The sequence below is a fragment of the Burkholderia pyrrocinia genome (genome assembly GCF_003330765.1).
Taxonomy (GTDB): Bacteria; Pseudomonadota; Gammaproteobacteria; order Burkholderiales; family Burkholderiaceae; genus Burkholderia; species Burkholderia pyrrocinia_B.
Genome location: NZ_CP024902.1, coordinates 1838624 through 1857248 on the forward strand (window position 1 = coordinate 1838624; position 18625 = coordinate 1857248).

Annotated in this window: 14 protein-coding genes; all 14 read left to right on the forward strand. The window is 65.9% G+C overall.

Features of this window, described 5'->3' with window-relative positions; all coding sequences use genetic code 11:
• Positions 1 to 46: 46 nt before the first annotated feature.
• On the forward strand, positions 47 to 940 hold the full coding sequence (cysT, locus tag CUJ89_RS08935; protein WP_114177011.1) for a sulfate ABC transporter permease subunit CysT: 894 nt from the start codon (positions 47 to 49) through the stop codon (positions 938 to 940).
• The gene (gene cysW / locus CUJ89_RS08940) at positions 937 to 1887 is read left to right on the forward strand and encodes a sulfate ABC transporter permease subunit CysW (RefSeq protein WP_114177012.1); all 951 of its coding nucleotides are present in this window, start codon (positions 937 to 939) and stop codon (positions 1885 to 1887) included. The genes cysT and cysW overlap by 4 nt, the downstream gene beginning before the upstream one ends.
• Positions 1888 to 1900: 13 nt before the next feature.
• On the forward strand, positions 1901 to 2959 hold the full coding sequence (locus tag CUJ89_RS08945) for a sulfate/molybdate ABC transporter ATP-binding protein (protein WP_114177013.1): 1059 nt from the start codon (positions 1901 to 1903) through the stop codon (positions 2957 to 2959).
• Between the two features lie 75 nt (positions 2960 to 3034).
• Positions 3035 to 3961 carry a CysB family HTH-type transcriptional regulator gene (locus CUJ89_RS08950; protein WP_114177014.1) on the forward strand — a complete coding sequence of 309 codons (927 nt, stop codon included), beginning with the start codon at positions 3035 to 3037 and terminating at the stop codon, positions 3959 to 3961.
• Positions 3962 to 4057: 96 nt separating this feature from the next.
• Positions 4058 to 4834 (forward strand): DUF805 domain-containing protein, encoded by a 777-nt coding sequence (locus CUJ89_RS08955; RefSeq protein ID WP_114177015.1) that lies wholly within the window; start codon positions 4058 to 4060, stop codon positions 4832 to 4834.
• Between the two features lie 328 nt (positions 4835 to 5162).
• Positions 5163 to 6113, forward strand: a complete 951-nt coding sequence (locus CUJ89_RS08960) for a sugar ABC transporter substrate-binding protein (RefSeq protein ID WP_114177016.1) — start codon at positions 5163 to 5165, stop codon at positions 6111 to 6113.
• Positions 6114 to 6258: 145 nt separating this feature from the next.
• Positions 6259 to 7872, forward strand: a complete 1614-nt coding sequence (locus CUJ89_RS08965; protein ID WP_114177017.1) for a sugar ABC transporter ATP-binding protein — start codon at positions 6259 to 6261, stop codon at positions 7870 to 7872.
• On the forward strand, positions 7869 to 8888 hold the full coding sequence (locus CUJ89_RS08970) for an ABC transporter permease (RefSeq protein ID WP_114177018.1): 1020 nt from the start codon (positions 7869 to 7871) through the stop codon (positions 8886 to 8888). The genes CUJ89_RS08965 and CUJ89_RS08970 overlap by 4 nt, the downstream gene beginning before the upstream one ends.
• A 34-nt stretch (positions 8889 to 8922) precedes the next feature.
• The gene (locus CUJ89_RS08975) at positions 8923 to 9954 is read left to right on the forward strand and encodes a LacI family DNA-binding transcriptional regulator (protein WP_114177019.1); all 1032 of its coding nucleotides are present in this window, start codon (positions 8923 to 8925) and stop codon (positions 9952 to 9954) included.
• Complete coding sequence (gene rbsK, locus CUJ89_RS08980) at positions 9951 to 10880, forward strand: ribokinase (RefSeq protein ID WP_114177020.1); 930 nt, start codon at positions 9951 to 9953, stop codon at positions 10878 to 10880. The genes CUJ89_RS08975 and rbsK overlap by 4 nt, the downstream gene beginning before the upstream one ends.
• A 294-nt stretch (positions 10881 to 11174) precedes the next feature.
• Positions 11175 to 12932 carry a methyl-accepting chemotaxis protein gene (locus CUJ89_RS08985; RefSeq protein ID WP_114177021.1) on the forward strand — a complete coding sequence of 586 codons (1758 nt, stop codon included), beginning with the start codon at positions 11175 to 11177 and terminating at the stop codon, positions 12930 to 12932.
• A gap of 544 nt (positions 12933 to 13476) precedes the next feature.
• Positions 13477 to 15399 (forward strand): PrkA family serine protein kinase, encoded by a 1923-nt coding sequence (locus CUJ89_RS08995; RefSeq protein WP_114177022.1) that lies wholly within the window; start codon positions 13477 to 13479, stop codon positions 15397 to 15399.
• Positions 15400 to 15524: 125 nt separating this feature from the next.
• Positions 15525 to 16793: a YeaH/YhbH family protein gene (locus tag CUJ89_RS09000; protein WP_114177023.1), complete on the forward strand. Its 1269-nt coding sequence runs from the start codon at positions 15525 to 15527 to the stop codon at positions 16791 to 16793.
• Positions 16790 to 18469 (forward strand): SpoVR family protein, encoded by a 1680-nt coding sequence (locus tag CUJ89_RS09005; protein ID WP_114177024.1) that lies wholly within the window; start codon positions 16790 to 16792, stop codon positions 18467 to 18469. Before CUJ89_RS09000 ends, CUJ89_RS09005 begins: the two co-directional genes overlap by 4 nt.
• Positions 18470 to 18625: the final 156 nt, after the last annotated feature.

The following is an 18625-nucleotide window of genomic DNA, read 5'->3' on the forward strand; positions in this document are numbered from 1 at the left end:
GTTTGCGTCGGACCCATGAGCAGCATCGACCCAGCAAGAGCATCCGATGACGACGTACACCTTTCGCAAGCCGAGCGCGCTGCCCGGTTTCGGCGTGACGCTCGGCATCACGGTGGCCTATTTGAGCCTCGTGGTGCTGATTCCGCTCGCCGCCACGTTCCTGAAGACCGCGACGCTGTCGTGGGACCAGTTCGTTACCGCCGTCACGTCGCCGCGCGTGCTCGCGTCGTACCGGCTGACGTTCTCGGCCGCGCTCGGCGGCGCACTGATCAACGCCGTATTCGGCTTCCTCGTCGCGTGGGTGCTCGTGCGCTACACGTTTCCGTTCAAGCGGCTCGTCGATGCGATCGTCGACCTGCCGTTCGCGCTGCCGACGTCGGTCGCCGGCATCTCGCTCGCGGCCGTCTACGCGACCAACGGCTGGGTCGGCCAGTATCTCGCGCCGCTCGGCATCAAGATCGCGTTCACGCCGGCCGGCGTGCTGGTCGCGCTGACCTTCATCGGGCTGCCGTTCGTCGTGCGCACCGTGCAGCCGGTACTCGAGGATTTCGAACGCGAGCTGGAAGAAGCCGCCGCGTGCCTCGGCGCGTCGCGCTGGCTGACGTTCCGCCGCGTCGTGCTGCCGGCCGTGCTGCCGGCGCTCCTCACCGGTTTCGCGCTGTCGTTCGCGCGCGCGCTCGGCGAATACGGATCGGTGATCTTCATCGCCGGCAACGTGCCGATGAAATCCGAGATCACGTCGCTGCTCATCATCACGAAGCTCGAGCAGTACGACTACGCGGGCGCGACCGCACTCGCGGTCGTGATGCTGGTCGTGTCGTTCCTGATGCTGCTGCTGATCAACACGCTGCAATGGTATCTGCAGCGCCGCACGAGCAAGGGCGCAAGCGGCCCCGCGCCCGCGACCGTCATCGCAACCGCAGCAGGAGGCCAGCAATGACCCGGGAGGCCACCGTCGTGCTGAAAACCCCGTCGTCGGCCGCGCACGGGCGCGCCGCGAAACGGCTCGACCCCGTCAGCGAATCGCGCGTCGTGCGCTGGCTGCTCACGGGCATCGCGCTGGCGTTCCTCGCGTTCTTCCTCGTCGTGCCGCTCGCCGCGGTGTTCGTCGAGGCGCTGAGAAAGGGCGTCGGCTTCTATCTCGAATCGCTGGCCGATCCCGACGCGTGGGCGGCGATCAAGCTGACGCTGACCGTCGCCGCGATCGCCGTGCCGCTGAACCTCGTGTTCGGCGTGTGCGCGTCATGGGCGATCGCGAAGTTCGAATTCCGCGGCAAGGCGCTGCTGACGACGCTGATCGACCTGCCGTTCTCCGTGTCGCCGGTGATCTCGGGCCTCGTGTACGTGCTGCTGTTCGGCGCGCAGGGCTGGCTGGGGCCATGGCTGCAGGATCACGACGTGCAGATCATCTTCGCGGTGCCGGGCATCGTGCTCGCGACGATTTTCGTCACGTTTCCGTTCGTCGCACGCGAGCTGATTCCGCTGATGCAGGCGCAAGGCACCGACGAGGAGGAGGCCGCGCGCGTGCTCGGCGCGTCGGGCTGGCAGATCTTCCGGCGCGTGACGCTGCCGAACGTGAAGTGGGGGCTGCTGTACGGCGTGATCCTGTGCAACGCGCGTGCGATGGGCGAGTTCGGCGCGGTGTCGGTCGTATCGGGCCATATCCGCGGCGTGACCGACACGATGCCGCTGCACGTCGAGATCCTGTACAACGAATACAACTTCGCGGCCGCGTTCGCGGTGGCGTCGGTGCTGGCGCTGCTCGCGCTCGTCACGCTCGCGCTGAAGCTGCTCGCCGAACGCCATCTCGCCGCCGAATTGTCCGGTGCACGCGACACCGTTCCCGCACATGCCGGCCCCGTCGCCGCCGTTTCGTCGAAATCGTAAAGAGGCAACCAGAATGGGTATCACCGTCCGTAACCTTCAGAAGCGCTTCGGCGATTTCACGGCGCTCGACAACGTGTCGCTCGACTTCCCGCCCGGCGAACTGGTCGCGCTGCTCGGGCCGTCCGGCTGCGGCAAGACCACGCTGCTGCGCGTGATCGCGGGCCTCGAGCACGCGGATGCCGGCCAGGTCGTGCTGCAGGGGCTCGACGTCGCGTCGGTCGGCGCGCGCGACCGCCAGGTCGGTTTCGTGTTCCAGCACTACGCGTTGTTTCGCCACATGACGGTATTCGAGAACGTCGCGTTCGGGCTGCGCGTGAAGCCGCGCCGCGAGCGGCCGTCGGAAGCCGTGATCCGCGACAAGGTGCACGAGCTGCTGAAGCTGGTGCAACTCGACTGGCTCGCGCAGCGCTATCCTTCCGAGTTGTCGGGCGGCCAGCGCCAGCGCATCGCGCTCGCCCGCGCGCTCGCGGTCGAGCCGAAGGTGCTGCTGCTCGACGAACCGTTCGGCGCGCTCGACGCGAAGGTCCGCAAGGAACTGCGCGGCTGGCTGCGTCGTCTGCACGACGACCTGCACATCTCGACGATCTTCGTCACGCACGACCAGGAGGAGGCGCTGGAAGTCGCGGACCGCATCGTCGTGCTGAACCGCGGCCACGTCGAGCAGGTCGGCAGCCCGCAGGACGTCTACGATCATCCGCGGAGCGCGTTCGTGTACGAGTTCCTCGGCGCGGCAAACCGGCTGCCCGGCACGGTGGCCGGGCGCGGCTTCGTCGCCGAGGGCGCGGCCGCGCCGATCGAGGTCGACGCCGATTTCGCGGGCCCCGCGCACGCGTACGTGCGGCCGCACGACCTGCAGCTTTGGCCGGCGGGCGAAGGGCACCGCGACGGCATCGCGGTGGACGTGCGCCGCGTGATCCCGCTCGGCGGTTCGGTGCGCGTGGAGCTCGAGGCGCGCGCGGGCGGCGCGCTCGAGGCGGAACTCGATCGCGATGCATGGCGCGCGCTCGCGCTGCAGGTCGGCGACGGCGCGACGGCCGTGCCGCGCGCGGTGCGCGTGTTTCCCGCGCGTTGACGAGAAAATGCAGGGCAGAGGGCGGAAACCGCTCCGATTCGATAATCAAACAACGACAGCCTAAGAGGCATACCCATGAATTTTCAGCAATTGCGGTTCGTGCGCGAAGCGGTGCGCCAGAACATGAACCTGACGGAAGTCGCGAACGTGCTGTACACGTCGCAGTCGGGCGTGTCGAAGCAGATCAAGGATCTCGAGGATGAACTGGGCGTCGACATCTTCATCCGGCGCGGCAAGCGGCTGACGGGGCTCACGGAGCCCGGCAAGGCCGTGCACCAGCTGATCGAGCGGATGCTGCTCGACGCCGAGAACCTGCGGCGCGTCGCGCGCCAGTTCGCCGACCAGGACAGCGGCCACCTCGTCGTCGCGACCACGCACACGCAGGCGCGCTACGCGCTGCCGAAGGTGATCCGGCAGTTCACCGACGTGTTCCCGAAGGTGCATCTCGCGCTGCGCCAGGGCAGCCCGCAGCAGATCGCGCAGATGATCCTGAACGGCGAGGCCGATCTCGGCATCTCGACCGAGGCGCTCGACCGCTATCCGGACATCGTCACGTTCCCGTGCTATTCGTGGCACCACACGGTGGTCGTGCCGAAGGGGCATCCGCTCGTCGGCCGCGAAAACCTGACGCTCGAGGAAATCGCCGAGTACCCGATCATCACGTACGACGAGGACTTCACGGGCCGCTCGCACATCGACCAGGCGTTCGCGCAGGCGGGCGCCGTGCCCGACGTCGTGCTGACCGCGATCGACGCGGACGTGATCAAGACCTATGTCGAGCTCGGGATGGGGATCGGCGTCGTCGCGGCGATGGCCTACGATCCGCAGCGCGACACGGGGCTCGTCGCGCTCGATACGCAGCACCTGTTCGAGGCGAGCACGACGCGGGTCGGGCTGCGCAAGGGCGCGTTCCTGCGCGCGTACGCGTACCGGCTGATCGAGATGTTCGCACCGCACCTGAACGAAGCGGAAATCGCAGGGCAGTTGCGCGAAGCCGTCTGACGGCAGCGCGCCGCGCGCCGTCCGGGCAGTTGCCGCGGGTGGCGCGACGTGCGTGCGGGATGCCATGCACGGGGCGGCAGGGGATTTGCCGCCGTCATGGTTGGCCAACTCGTCGAACCATCGACCGCAGTCGCGGTTTCCGGTTCGATTCGCCGCCAGCGGCGATCGACACGCGTTCGCCTGTCAGCAGAAAAACAAGACGGCACATTCGAACGCTTCGTTTCGGTTTCGGCCATACCGAACGGGCCACTCTTCAGAAGATATGATTCAATGCGCGTGAATGCCGGAGGACGGGCGTTCAGGCCGTTCCACGGCCGCCACCCGACCGGTCTGCACCTGCTCCTGCGGCGCAACGCGCAATGCCAAGGCGAAGCGCGGAAAGCGGAGCCGGCAGGCAGTCCGCCTTCACAAGACAACGCGCGCGGATTGCCGGTTTCGACACATTCGACGACATATTGCGCAGCACGCACGACGAAGAGGCGAACAATGAATCTGAAATGGTTTCTCTTTTCCTTCGAAGGCCGGATCGGGCGCATGCCGTGGTGGATCTACGCGCTGGTTTCCGCTTTGGTCAGCGCATTTTTCGATGCGGGTTCTCGCGGTTCGCCGGATGACGATCTGCCGCTGCTGGTGGTGCTCGTGCTTGTTGCGATCGCGGTCGTCGCGGTGTGGTCGTCGATTGCCGTCGGCGTGAAGCGGCTGCACGATATCGACAAGTCGGGATGGTGGATGCTGCTGCTCTTCGTGCCGATCGTCGGCGCGATCGCGTTGTTCGTGATGAACGGCTTCATCGCCGGCACGCCGCATGCGAACCGCTTCGGCGAGCCGCCGTCGTCCGACGAAGACGAACCGGCGCCGCAGGACCCGGCGTGACGCGCGGCACCTTCCCCAGGTGTGGCTTTTGCGCGTCGTGAAGCACGATCGCGCGCTCCGAATAAACCCTTAAATATTGTTCAGACAGGTTGCGCGTCGAAGCGAATCGGTACAGCATAGCTTTCACTCCGCCGGCGTTTTCCGCCGGCGGCGGCGCGTAAACGACAGCACGCGCCAGGCAGTCGGCCGTCTGCCCCGCTTCCATTCCGTGATACCGATAGCAGCATCGATGGCCTTTGCCCGGGTAGTGTGGCGCAAACGTTTGCTCACATTAAAACAACAGTCGAACAACAGTCCGGCCCGTCGGGCCAGTCGCCAGGAGATGTGTATGAATGTCCGCTTTCGCCGCCGCTTCCTGACCGCCGCGCTCGCCGCCGTCGCGGTCGCCGCCGCGCCGGCCGTCCACGCGCAATCTACGGCCAAGCCGAAGGTCGCGCTCGTGATGAAGTCGCTCGCCAACGAGTTCTTCCTGACGATGGAAACCGGCGCGAAGGAATACCAGAAACACAACGCGAGCCAGTTCGACCTGATCACCAACGGCATCAAGGACGAGACCGACACCGCGAACCAGATCCGCATCGTCGAGCAGATGATCGTGTCGAAGGTCGACGCGATCATTCTCGCGCCTGCCGATTCGAAGGCGCTCGTGCCGGTCGTGAAGAAGGCCGTCGACGCGGGCATCATCGTCGTGAACATCGACAACCGGCTCGATCCCGACGTGCTGAAGGCGAAGAACCTGAACGTGCCGTTCGTCGGCCCGGACAACCGCAAGGGCGCGCGCAAGATCGGCGACACCCTCGCGAAGCGGCTGAAGGCGGGCGATCAGGTCGGCATCGTCGAAGGCGTGTCGACGACGACCAATGCGCAGCAGCGCACGGCCGGCTTCCAGGACGCAATGAAGGCGGGCGGGATGAAGGTCGTGTCGGTGCAGTCCGGCGAATGGGAGATCGACAAGGGCAATGCGGTCGCCGCCGCGATGCTCAACGAATACCCGAACCTGAAGGCACTGCTGTGCGGCAACGACAACATGGCGATCGGCGCCGTGTCGGCCGTGCGCGCGGCCGGCAAACAGGGCAAGGTGCTCGTGGTCGGCTACGACAACATCAACGCGATCAAGCCGATGCTGAAGGACGGCCGCGTGCTCGCGACCGCCGATCAGTACGCGGCGAAGCAGGCTGTGTTCGGCATCGACACGGCGCTCAAGGCGATCGCCGAGCATCGCAAGCAGGCCGACATGTCCGGCGTGGTCGAGACGCCGGTGGATCTCGTGACGAAGTGACGCGGCCCCGATGCGGCCGCCGCCCTCAAGATTCCGGTGCGGCGGCCGTTATCCGGAGTGAGCGCGATCACGGCCGCTGCATGCACATGCACTTGTGAGCGTCACCCCCGCGCGCCGCGTGCGCGCGGCCGCAACCAGGATCGCGATGGAACCGACCTTCCAACCCTCCCGTTCAGCCATTCCCGTGCTGTCCGTATCCGGCATCGGCAAGACCTATGCGGAGCCCGTGCTCGCCGACGTCACGCTGACGCTCGAGCCGGGCCAGGCGCTTGCGCTGACGGGCGAGAACGGCGCGGGCAAGAGCACGCTGTCGAAGATCATCGGCGGGCTCGTTGAGCAAACCACCGGCACGATGCAGCTCGGCGGCCGCGCGTATGCGCCGGCGAGCCGCACGCAGGCCGAGGCGCTCGGCGTGCGCATGGTGATGCAGGAGCTGAACCTGCTGCCGACGCTGACGATTGCCGAAAACCTGTTCCTGAACCGCCTGCCGCGGCGCTTCGGGATCATCGACCGCGCGCGGCTGCGCGACGACGCGCGTGCCGCGATGGCGCAGGTCGGACTCGACGCGGTCGATCCCGATACGCCGGTCGGCGCGCTCGGCATCGGCCACCAGCAGATGGTCGAGATCGCGCGCAACCTGATCGGCGACTGCCGCGTTTTGATTCTCGACGAGCCGACCGCGATGCTGACCGCGCGCGAAGTCGAGTTGCTGTTCGAGCAGATCGACCGGCTGAAAGCGCGCGGCGTCGCCATCGTCTACATCTCGCACCGGCTCGAGGAACTCGCGCGTGTCGCCGAGCGGGTCGCGGTGCTGCGCGACGGCCGGCTCGTTCATGCGGGCGACATGGCGGCGACGACGTCCGACGGGCTCGTGACGCTGATGGTCGGGCGCGAGCTCGGCGAGCACATCGATCTCGGCGAGCGCCGTATCGGCGCGCCGCGGCTCGTCGTGTCGGGCCTCACCCGCGGGACGGCCGTGCGGGACGTGTCGCTCGAGGTGCGCGCGGGCGAGATCTTCGGCATCTCGGGGCTGATCGGCGCGGGGCGCACCGAGTTGCTGCGGCTGATCTACGGCGCCGATACGCCGGATGCGGGGATGATCGCGGTCGGCCAGCCGCTCAAGCCGGCGCGGATCGGTTCGCCCGTCGATGCGGTGAAGCACGGCATCGCGCTGATCACCGAGGATCGCAAGGGCGAAGGGCTGCTGCTGTCGCTGTCGATTTCCGCGAACGTGTCGCTCGGCCAGCTCGACCGGCTCGCGCGCGGCGGCATCGTCGACACCGCGCGCGAAACGGCGCTCGCCGAGCGGCAGATCGACGCGCTGCGGATTCGCACGCACGGCGCGGCGCAGGCGGTCGGCGAACTGTCGGGCGGGAACCAGCAGAAGGTCGTGATCGGCCGCTGGCTCGCGCGCGACATGGGTGTGCTGCTGTTCGACGAGCCGACGCGCGGGATCGATGTCGGCGCGAAGTTCGAGATCTACACTTTGATGGGCGCGCTCGCGCGCGAAGGCCGCGCACTCGTCGTCGTGTCGAGCGACCTGCGCGAGCTGATGCTGATCTGCGACCGGATCGGCGTGATGTCGGCCGGCCGCATGACCGCCGTGTTCGAGCGCGGCAACTGGACCCAGGATGCGCTGCTGGCCGCGGCGTTCGCCGGCTTCGGCCGCGAGACGCCGCCAGGCGGCGCGCAGCATCCGGACGCCGGGCCGGCGCAGGGCGCCGCTCCCGGCACTTCGACGACAGGACGACAGCAATGACCCAGCCTCCCGTATCCCCGACCGACGCAGGCGCACAGCAGACCGTGACGGGGCGCCGCGCGCGCACGCTGTCCGGCACGCGGCTCGGCCTGTCGAACTATCTCGGGCTCGCCGGCGCGCTCGCCGCGATGATCGCGCTGTTTTCGACGCTGAGCTCGCATTTCCTGACCTACGACACGTTCAGCACGATCGCGAACCAGATTCCCGATCTCGTCGTGATGTCGGTCGGGATGACCTTCGTGCTGATCATCGCCGGGATCGACCTGTCGGTCGGCTCGGTGCTCGCGCTCGCCGCGTCGATGGTCAGCGTCGCCGCGCTGAAATGGCAGTGGGGGCCGCTGCCGGCCGCGTTGATCGGGATCGCGGTCGCGACCGTCACGGGCGCGCTGACCGGCGCGGTCACGGTCGGCTGGCGGATCCCGTCGTTCATTGTGTCGCTCGGCGTGCTGGAGGCCGCGCGCGGCCTCGCATACCAGCTGACGAATTCGCGCACGGCCTATATCGGCGACGCGTTCGATTTCCTGTCGAACCCGATCGCGCTGGGCATCTCGCCGGCGTTCCTGATCGCGGTCGCGGTGATGATCGCGGCCCAGTTCGTGCTCACGCGCACCGTGTTCGGACGCTATCTCGTCGGGATCGGCACGAACGAGGAAGCCGTCCGACTTGCGGGGGTTAACCCGCGGCCGTATAAAATTCTCGTATTCGCATCGATGGGTGCGCTCGCGGGGCTTGCGTCGCTGTTCCAGATTTCACGGCTCGAGGCGGCCGATCCGAACGCGGGCGTGGGCCTCGAACTGCAGGTGATCGCGGCCGTCGTGATCGGCGGCACGAGCCTGATGGGCGGGCGCGGCTCGGTGATCAGCACGTTCTTCGGCGTGTTGATCATCTCCGTGCTGGCCGCGGGGCTGGCGCAGATCGGCGCGAACGAGCCGACGAAACGGATCATCACCGGCGCAGTCATCGTGGTGGCAGTCGTGCTCGATACGTATCGCAGCCGGCGCGCGCGCGCGCGGTAGAAATCACACAGAACAGACCAGAGAGAAACGGGAAATGGCGACGATCAAGGATGTGGCGGCCATGGCAGGCGTGTCGTTTACGACCGTCTCGCACGTGGTGAACAATTCGCGGCCGGTGTCCGCGGATGTGCGCGCGAAGGTCGAGGGCGCAATTCGCGAGTTGAATTACGTGCCGTCGGCCGTGGCGCGCTCGCTGAAGGCGCGTTCGACGGCGACCATCGGCCTCGTCGTGCCGAACAGCACGAATCCGTACTTTGCGGAGCTCGCGCGCGGCATCGAGGATCAGTGCGCGGCCAATGGCTATTGCGTGTTCTTCTGCAACTCGGACGACGATCCCGTGAAGCAGCGCAACTACCTGCGCGTGCTGCAGGAAAAGCGCATCGACGGGCTGATCGTCGCGTCGGCCGGCGAGGATGCGGTGCTGGCGCAGACGCTCGCGGACACGCATGCGCCGCTCGTCGTCGTCGACCGCAACATCGAGGGGCTCGCGGCCGACCTTGTGCAGATCGACCACGAGCGCGGCGCGTACCTGGCGACCCGCCACCTGCTGGAACTCGGGCACGCGAAGATCGGCTGCATCACGGGGCCGACCGACACGGCGGTCAGCGCGATGCGCGTGCACGGCTTCATCCGCGCGATGGCCGAACGCGGGATCGACATCGTGCCGGGCGCGATCGCGGAAAGCGACTTTTCGTGCCTCGGCGGTTATCACGCGGCGTCGCGGCTGTTCGAATCGGTGCGGCCGAGCGCGATCTTCGCGGGCAACGACCTGATGGGCGTCGGCGCGCTGCGCGCGGCGGCCGAGCGGGGGATCCGCGTGCCCGACGAATGCTCGATCATCGGTTTCGACGACATCGAGTTTTCCCGCTACACGTATCCGGCGCTGTCGACGGTCGGGCAGTCGGTGCGCGCGCTCGGCGAAATGGCCGCGCAGACGCTGATCGAGCGGATCGGCGGCGGCTCGACGGCCGCGCCGAGCCGCCGCCGCGTCGTGTCGCCGCGCCTCGTGCTGCGCGAATCGACGGCGATCTACCGCGAGCCGCCTGCATCCGGCGGTCGCGCATGACGGCGGCCGCAGCGGGTGCCGGCCGCGTGACGGTGGTCGGCAGTCTCAACATGGACCTCGTCGTGCGTGCGCCGCGGCTGCCGCTGCCGGGCGAAACGCTCGCCGGTCACGCGTTCGCGCAGGCGGCGGGCGGCAAGGGCGGCAACCAGGCCGTCGCCGCCGCGCGGCTCGGCGCGCAGGTCGCGATGATCGGCTGCGTCGGCGCGGATGCGCACGGCGCGGCGCTGCGCGCGGGCCTTGAAGCCGAGGGCATCGACTGCACGGGGCTCACGACGAGCGCGTCGGCGTCGACCGGCGTTGCGTTGATCGTCGTCGACGATGCGAGCCAGAACGCGATCGTGATCGTCGCGGGCGGCAACGGCGAGGTCACGACCGAAACGGTCGCGCGCCACGAAGCCGTGCTGGCGTCGGCCGACGTGCTGATCTGCCAGCTCGAGACGCCGCCGGACACGGTGTTCGCGGCGCTGTCGGCCGGGCGGCGGCTCGGCCGCACGGTGGTGCTCAATCCGGCCCCGGCCGTCGCACCGCTGCCGGACGGCTGGCTGCCGCTCGTCGATTACCTGATCCCGAACGAGGTCGAGGCGGCCGCGCTGACCGGGCTGCCCGTGCGCGACCCGGCCGAGGCGGAAGCCGCCGCGCGTGCGCTCCAGGCCGGCGGCGCGTGCAACGTGCTGGTCACGCTCGGCGCGCGCGGCGTGCTTGCGCTGACGGCCGACGGCACTGCGCGGCACTATCCGGCGCCGGCCGTGCAGGCCGTCGACACGACCGCGGCCGGCGATACCTTCATCGGCGGTTTTTCCGCGCGGCTCGCGGCCGGCGCGGACGTCGACACGGCCATCCGCTTCGCGCAACGCGCGGCGGCGCTGTCGGTCACGCGAGCGGGCGCGCAGCCGTCGATCCCGACGCTCGCCGAACTGGCCGATTAGGGCCCGATCCCCGACCCCCGAATTCCGCATTACGGCCGGCCCGTCGCATGAGACGGCCGGCCGCACTTCCGGCAACTTGCCGGAACCTCGGCCGACCTTCCCCCGATCCTGCTTGCTGAACCTGTCAGGTTTCGCATCAATTATTCAGTTATCTGTAATAAACATACGAATAATTCGAAAAAATTCGTTAAAACCATCAAGTTGTGCGCTGCACGGTCGTAAATGCACCGGGAGAAGCAATGCTTCGAGCCAACGGGCCGGGCCCGTTCATGACGACGCTATACAGGAAGGATGATGGTGTTCAGGAACCTGACGATTCGTGCGCGCATCGGTTTGACGATGGCGTTTCTGGCGGTGCTGCTGGGTGTAACCGGCGTGCTCGGGCTGTACGGGATGACGCGTTCGAACGACTCGACGCGCGAAATTTTCACGAACCAGATGCCGAGTGCGGTCGACGTGGCGGTCGCGGAAATGTTCGCCGCGCGCGAGCGTCTCGCGCTCGACCGCGCGGCGCTGCTGGCCGGCACGCCCGACTCCTCGGCCGCCGTCGAGCGCAGCCGCTCGATGCGCACGCAGTCCGACGCGTGGTGGCAGAAGTACCTCGCGCTGCCGCGCGGGCCGGAGGAGGATCGGCTCGCGCAGGATGTCGCCGCGAAGCGGCAGGCGCTGCAACGCGGCTGTGACGCGTTCGCGAGCGTCCTCGGGGCGGACCAGCGCGATCGCATCGGCGACGGCGCAAAGCAGCTTCAGGTGCTCTACAACGACCTCGCGACGTCGAGCGAAGCGCTGCGCAACTTCCAGTTTACCGATGCGCAGGCCAGCTTCAATCGCGCGGAATCGATGTTCGACACGTTACGCGTATTGTCGATTGCCGCGCTCATGGCCGGCGTTGCCGCTGCGCTGCTGTCGTGGCTGACGCTGAGCCGCGCGATCGGCCGCCCGATTGCCGACGCGCTCTCGCATTTCGACGCGATCGCCGCGGGCGACCTGCGCCGGCCGATCGTCGTGGAGCGGCGCGACGAGATGGGCCAGCTTCTCGAAGGTCTCGGGAAGATGCAGCGCGGGCTCGTGGACACGGTGCGTACCGTGCGCGGCGGCAGCGAGTCGATCGCGACGGCGGCCCGCCAGATCGCGGCCGGCAACATCGACCTGTCGTCGCGCACCGAGGAACAGGCCGCGGCGCTGCAGGAAACCGCGTCGAGCATGGAACAGTTGACCGGCACCGTGAAACAGAACGCGGACAATGCACGTCAGGCAAGCTCGCTGGCCGCGAACGCGTCGGAGATTGCAAACAAGGGCAATACGGTGGTCGGCCAGGTGGTCGGCACGATGGGCGAGATCAACGACAGCTCGGCGAAGATCGCGGACATCATCGTGATCATCGAGGGAATCGCGTTCCAGACCAACATTCTTGCGCTGAATGCGGCTGTGGAGGCCGCGCGCGCCGGAGAGGAAGGCCGCGGCTTCGCGGTCGTCGCGGGCGAGGTGCGCAGCCTCGCGCAGCGTTCGTCGGCCGCGGCCAAGGAGATCAAGGCGCTGATCGACGCGTCGGTGGAGCGCATCCGGTCGGGTTCCACGCTGGTCGACGAAGCAGGGCGCACGATGAGCGACGTGATCGGTGCGGTGCAGCGCGTGACGGACATCATGGGCGAGATCGCGGCGGCGTCGGAGGAGCAGAGCGGCGGGATCGACCAGGTGGCGCGCGCAGTCGCGCAGATGGACGAGGTCACGCAGCAGAATGCGGCGCTCGTCGAGGAAGCCGCGGCCGCCGCGCAGTCGCTCGACGAACAGGCTGCGCGCCTGCGTGAAACGGCGTCGGTATTCCAGCTCGACGACGAAGCGGCACGCTCGGGCGCTGCGGCTCCGGTTGCGGCGCGTCACGCGTCGCGTGCACCTTCCGCGGCGGTTGCCGTGCCCGTACCGGCTGCTGCGCGCGACGATCGCGATGCACCGCCGAAACGCACGACCGCAGCGATGCCTGCACGCAAGCCCGTCGCTGCACCGGCGCCGGCTGCCGCTACCGCCGGCGCCGACGACTGGGAGACCTTCTGATTCGCGCGTGCTGCGCATCTATCCCCATTTGGTGACGAACGACGCCCGCGACATGCGGGCGTTGTCGTTTCTGCGACGGACAAAATGTGACAGTGCGCATGAACGATCGTGCATCGTCGCGTGCAGCACGCAACCCGCACCGATGGATGCGCGCACCGGCGCGCGTCATGTTCCCGCATCCGTCGTACGGGTATTTCCGTAAGGGCACTGCGAAAAAAATTTGTAACGGCGTGCGCAGCGTGTCGTCGTAAACGGCCGCTCGAACGTATAGGGATGAAGGGGGAAGTGACGACGTCGGATGTGTCCAACGCACAAGACGTTCCGTTGTTCGACGAGACGCGACGGATGCAGTTTCTGCGGCTCGGGAGATCAATTGTAAAACGACGAAATGCGTTGTCCAAGCGCTGTTGTCGAGAATGACGAACTTCATACGAAGAGTTCGTGAAAAAAAATAAGAAAGGGTTTAGGATGAATTCGAACGAGCTTGCTTCTGCGCAGTCGTACGAAGGCAGGCAAGTCTTCAGACACAGGCGAGGGAGGTAGCATGGATATTTACAGCAGCTTCGCGAACCGCTTCGAAAAAACGCGAGAGGAAGAGCTCTCGCTGGAGGAGTACCTCGCGCTCTGCAAGAACGATCCATCCGCGTATGCCACGGCCGGCGAACGCATGCTGGCTGCGATCGGGGAACCTGAACACATCGATACCCGCAACGAGCCACGCCTGTCGCGGATCTTCGCGAACAAGGTCATCAAGGTCTATCCCGCATTTCGTGAGTTCTACGGAATGGAGGAAGTGATCGAGCAGGTGGTCGCGTATTTCCGTCACGCTGCGCAAGGGCTCGAAGAGAAGAAGCAGATCCTCTATCTGCTCGGTCCGGTGGGCGGCGGCAAGTCGTCGATCGCCGAGCGTCTGAAGCAACTGATGGAGCGCGTGCCGTTCTATTCGCTGAAGGGCTCGCCCGTCAACGAATCGCCGCTCGGGCTGTTCGACTACGATGAAGATGGCCCGATCCTCGAGGAACAGTACGGCATTCCGCGCCGCTACCTGAAGAGCATCCTGAGTCCGTGGGCCGTCAAGCGCCTGCATGAATACAACGGCGACATCCGCCAGTTCCGCGTCGTGCGCCGCTATCCGTCGATCCTGCGGCAGGTCGGCATCGCGAAGACGGAGCCGGGCGACGAGAACAACCAGGACATCTCGTCGCTGGTCGGCAAGGTCGACATCCGCAAGCTCGAACAGTATGCGCAGGACGATGCCGATGCATACAGCTACTCGGGCGGCTTGTGCCTCGCGAACCAGGGTCTGCTCGAATTCGTCGAAATGTTCAAGGCGCCGATCAAGGTGCTGCACCCGCTGCTCACCGCCACGCAGGAGGGCAACTTCAAGGGCACCGAAGGCTTCGGCGCGATTCCGTTCGACGGGGTGATCCTCGCGCACTCGAACGAGTCGGAGTGGAAGGCGTTCCGCAACAACCGCAACAACGAGGCACTGCTCGACCGGATCTTCGTCGTGAAGGTGCCGTACTGCCTGCGCGTGTCGGAAGAGACCAAGATCTACGAGAAGCTGATCCGCAACTCGTCGCTTGCCGAGGCCGTATGCGCGCCGGGCACGCTGAAGATGATGTCGCAGTTCTCGGTGCTGTCGCGCCTGCACGAGCCGGAGAATTCGAGCCTGTTCTCGAAGATGCAGGTATATGACGGCGAAAACCTGAAGGACACCGATCCGAAGGCGAAGTCGTACCAGGAATACCGCGACTACGCGGGCGTGGACGAAGGGATGACGGGCGTATCGACACGCTTCGCGTTCAAGATCCTGTCGCGCGTGTTCAACTTCGATTCGAGCGAGGTCGCGGCCAACCCCGTGCACCTGATGTACGTGCTCGAACAGCAGATCGAACGCGAGCAGTTCCCGCCGGAAATCGAGCAGAAGTACCTGTCCTTCGTGAAGGACGTGCTCGCGTCGCGCTACGCGGATTTCATCGGCAAGGAGATCCAGACGGCCTACCTCGAGTCGTATTCGGAGTATGGCCAGAACATCTTCGACCGCTATGTCACGTATGCCGACTTCTGGATCCAGGACCAGGAATTCCGCGATCACGACACGGGCGAGAGCTTCGATCGCGCCGCGCTGAACGCGGAGCTGGAGAAGATCGAGAAGCCGGCCGGCATCAGCAATCCGAAGGATTATCGCAACGAGATCGTGAACTTCGTGTTGCGTGCACGGGCGGCGAATGCCGGCAAGAACCCCGTGTGGACGAGCTACGAGAAGTTGCGCGTCGTGATCGAGAAGAAGATGTTCTCGAACACCGAGGAACTGTTGCCGGTGATTTCGTTCAACGCCAAGGGTTCGGCGGAGGAGCAGCGCAAGCATGAGGACTTTGTGAACCGGATGGTCGCGAAGGGCTATACGCCGAAGCAGGTGAGGCTGCTTTGCGACTGGTACCTGCGCGTGCGCAAGTCGTCATGACGCGCGCGGTACCGCGCCCGTGCGGCGAGTCCGTACGGGCGCTTTCAGAGACGCTGCCCGCATGACGGCAGACGGCATGTGCGGCGAGCGTCCCGGCGTATCGACTTTCGAGCGGGAGACCGGGAGTGCTTCATCAAATCATCGACCGCAGGCTGGCCGGCAAGAACAAGAGCATCGCCAACCGCGAACGCTTTCTGCGTCGCGTCAAGAACTACATTCGTCGTGCCGTGTCCGACGCGGTGCGCGACCGTAGCATCAAGGATATCCAGAGCACGCAGAGCATCACGATCCCGCGCAAGGACATCGCGGAGCCGAATTTTCGGCACGCGCCGGGCGGGCGTCGTGAATACGTGCACCCCGGCAACGAGGACTACGTGCGCGGCGACAAGATTCCGCGCCCGCAGGGCGGCTCGGGCGGCGGCGGCAGTCAGGCGAGCAACGAGGGCGAAGGGCAGGACGACTTCGTATTCGAGCTGTCGCGCGACGAGTTCATGCAGTACTTCTTCGACGATCTCGAACTGCCGCGCCTCGTGAAGACGCACCTGCTGACGGTGCCGAGCTGGAAGAACGTGCGTGCGGGCTGGTCGGCGGAAGGCACGCCGAACAACATCGACGTCGTGCGTTCGCTGCGCAGCGCGCTCGGCCGGCGCATCGCGCTCGGCTCGCCGCTCGTCAACGAGCTGCGCGAACTCGAGGCGCAGCTCGAAGCGATGAAGAACGATCCGGCAGACCGCCGCGCGGAAATCGCGACGCTGGAGGCCGAGATCCATCACCTGAAAGGGCGCATCTGGCGGATTCCGTTCATCGATCCGTTCGACCTGCGCTACATCAACCGCGTGAAGCAGCCGCAGCCGTCGAGCCAGGCCGTGATGTTCTGCCTGATGGACGTGTCGGGCTCGATGGACGAGCAGCGCAAGGATCTCGCGAAGCGCTTCTTCATCCTGCTTTACCTGTTCCTCAAGCGCAACTACGAGCGCATCGAGGTCGTGTTCATCCGTCACCATACGCGTGCGGAGGAAGTCGACGAAGATACCTTCTTCCATTCGACCGAGAGCGGCGGCACGGTCGTGTCGAGCGCGCTCGAACTGATGCGCAAGGTGATGAACGAGCGCTACTCGCCGACCGAGTGGAACATCTACGGCGCGCAGGCGTCCGACGGCGACAACTGGACCGACGATTCGCCGAAGTGTCGCAAAATCCTGGAAGAGGATATCCTCACGAAGACGCGTTACTTCGCGTATATCCAGGTCGCGCCGGAAGAGCAGAACCTGTGGCTGGAATACGCGCAACTGGCACTGTCGCAACCGCATCTCGCGATGAAAAAAGCAGAATCGGCTGCCGACATTTACCCGGTGTTTCGCGAATTGTTCGAAAAGCAGGTGGAAATGTCATGACGACCCGCCATCTGCACAACGAGTCGCGCGGCTACCAGCCGCGCCCTTCCGGTGACGACACGGCCGGCCCTGCCGCATCGCAGCAACGCGCGCAGGCCGAACCGCCGTCGCCGGCCGCCGACTTGCCCGGCGCCGGGCAAAAGGAAGCGCGTATGAACGTTGCCGAACGCAAGCCGCTGCCGTGCCCGTCCGACTGGACGTTCGAACTGCTCGAGGAATACGACACGCACATCGCGCAGGTCGCCGAACAATACGAACTCGACATCTACCCGATCCAGCTCGAACTGATCAGCGCCGAGCAGATGATGGACGCGTATGCGTCGGTCGGGATGCCGGTCAACTACCGCCACTGGTCGTTCGGCAAGCACTTCCTCTCGACCGAGAAGAGCTACCGGCGCGGCCAGATGGGCCTCGCGTACGAAATCGTCATCAATTCGAACCCGTGCATCGCGTACCTGATGGAAGAGAACACGATGACGATGCAGGCGCTCGTCATCGCGCACGCGGCGTACGGGCACAACTCGTTCTTCAAGGGCAATTACCTGTTCCGGCTGTGGACCGACGCGCACGCGATCATCGACTATCTCGTGTACGCGAAGAATTACGTCGCCGAATGCGAGGAGCGCTACGGCCTCGATCGCGTCGAGGAACTGCTCGATTCGTGCCATGCGCTGATGAATTACGGCGTCGACCGCTACAAGCGGCCGCAGAAGCCGTCGCTGTCGAAGGAAGCGGCGCTGCGGCGCGAGCGCGAAGCGTACCTGCAGTCGCAGGTGAATGAGCTGTGGCGCACGCTGCCGGGCAAGAAGCCCGAGCTGATGGAAGAGCAGGAAGGCCGCTATCCGCCCGAGCCGCAGGAGAACCTGCTGTATTTCGCGGAGAAGAACGCACCGCTGCTCGAACCGTGGGAGCGGGAGGTGATCCGCATCGTGCGCAAGATCGGCCAGTATTTCTACCCGCAGCGGCAGACGCAGGTGATGAACGAAGGCTGGGCGACGTTCTGGCACTACACGCTGCTGAACACGCTGTACCACCAGGGCAAGCTGGAAGACGGCTTCATGATGGAGTTCCTGCATTCGCACAGCAACGTGGTCTACCAGCCGCCCGTCACGAAGCCGTACTACAGCGGGATCAACCCGTATGCGCTCGGTTTCTCGATGATGAGCGACATCCGGCGGATCTGCGAATCGCCGACCGAAGAAGACTACAAGTGGTTTCCGGAGATCGCGGGCACCCCGTGGCTGCCGGCAATGCACTACGCGATGCGCAATTTCAAGGACGAGAGCTTCATCGCGCAGTACCTGTCGCCGAACCTGATCCGCGAGATGCGGCTCTTCTCGGTGCTCGACGACGACATGCGCGATTCGCTCGAGGTGTCGGCGATCCACGACGAATCCGGCTACCAGTACGTGCGGCAGGCGTTGTCGCGGCAATACGACATCCATCACCGCGAGCCGAACATCCAGGTGTGGGCCGTCAACACGCGCGGCGACCGCAGCCTCACGCTGCGCCACTTCATGACCGACAACCGCCACCTGTCGAACGACAGCGACGAGGTGCTCAAGCACATGGCGCGGCTCTGGCAGTTCGACGTGTATCTGGAAAGCGTCGACGAGGCCGGCACCGTGCGCAAGCGCTACGAGTGCCGCTACGTGCCGCCGGAGGTGCACGTATGAACGTCGCTTTCAAATAGTTTGCATCGGACGCCAGCCTCCAGGCTGGCGTTTTCATATGACGAGCACGTAGTGGTAGAAAATTTTTCTACATCCGGACGAACCCGGAAAGCCTGTTACTTTACATTTCGCTAAAATCCCGTAGCGCCGTGCGCCGGA

Bases quoted from the DNA above. Each gene is read 5' to 3' on its own strand.
- cysT (WP_114177011.1), top strand. From the start codon at position 47: ATGACGACGTACACCTTTCGCAAGCCGAGCGCGCTGCCCGGTTTCGGC.
- cysW (WP_114177012.1), top strand. From the start codon at position 937: ATGACCCGGGAGGCCACCGTCGTGCTGAAAACCCCGTCGTCGGCCGCG.
- CUJ89_RS08945 (WP_114177013.1), top strand. From the start codon at position 1,901: ATGGGTATCACCGTCCGTAACCTTCAGAAGCGCTTCGGCGATTTCACG.
- CUJ89_RS08950 (WP_114177014.1), top strand. From the start codon at position 3,035: ATGAATTTTCAGCAATTGCGGTTCGTGCGCGAAGCGGTGCGCCAGAAC.
- CUJ89_RS08955 (WP_114177015.1), top strand. From the start codon at position 4,058: ATGGTTGGCCAACTCGTCGAACCATCGACCGCAGTCGCGGTTTCCGGT.
- CUJ89_RS08960 (WP_114177016.1), top strand. From the start codon at position 5,163: ATGAATGTCCGCTTTCGCCGCCGCTTCCTGACCGCCGCGCTCGCCGCC.
- CUJ89_RS08965 (WP_114177017.1), top strand. From the start codon at position 6,259: ATGGAACCGACCTTCCAACCCTCCCGTTCAGCCATTCCCGTGCTGTCC.
- CUJ89_RS08970 (WP_114177018.1), top strand. From the start codon at position 7,869: ATGACCCAGCCTCCCGTATCCCCGACCGACGCAGGCGCACAGCAGACC.
- CUJ89_RS08975 (WP_114177019.1), top strand. From the start codon at position 8,923: ATGGCGACGATCAAGGATGTGGCGGCCATGGCAGGCGTGTCGTTTACG.
- rbsK (WP_114177020.1), top strand. From the start codon at position 9,951: ATGACGGCGGCCGCAGCGGGTGCCGGCCGCGTGACGGTGGTCGGCAGT.
- CUJ89_RS08985 (WP_114177021.1), top strand. From the start codon at position 11,175: ATGGTGTTCAGGAACCTGACGATTCGTGCGCGCATCGGTTTGACGATG.
- CUJ89_RS08995 (WP_114177022.1), top strand. From the start codon at position 13,477: ATGGATATTTACAGCAGCTTCGCGAACCGCTTCGAAAAAACGCGAGAG.
- CUJ89_RS09005 (WP_114177024.1), top strand. From the start codon at position 16,790: ATGACGACCCGCCATCTGCACAACGAGTCGCGCGGCTACCAGCCGCGC.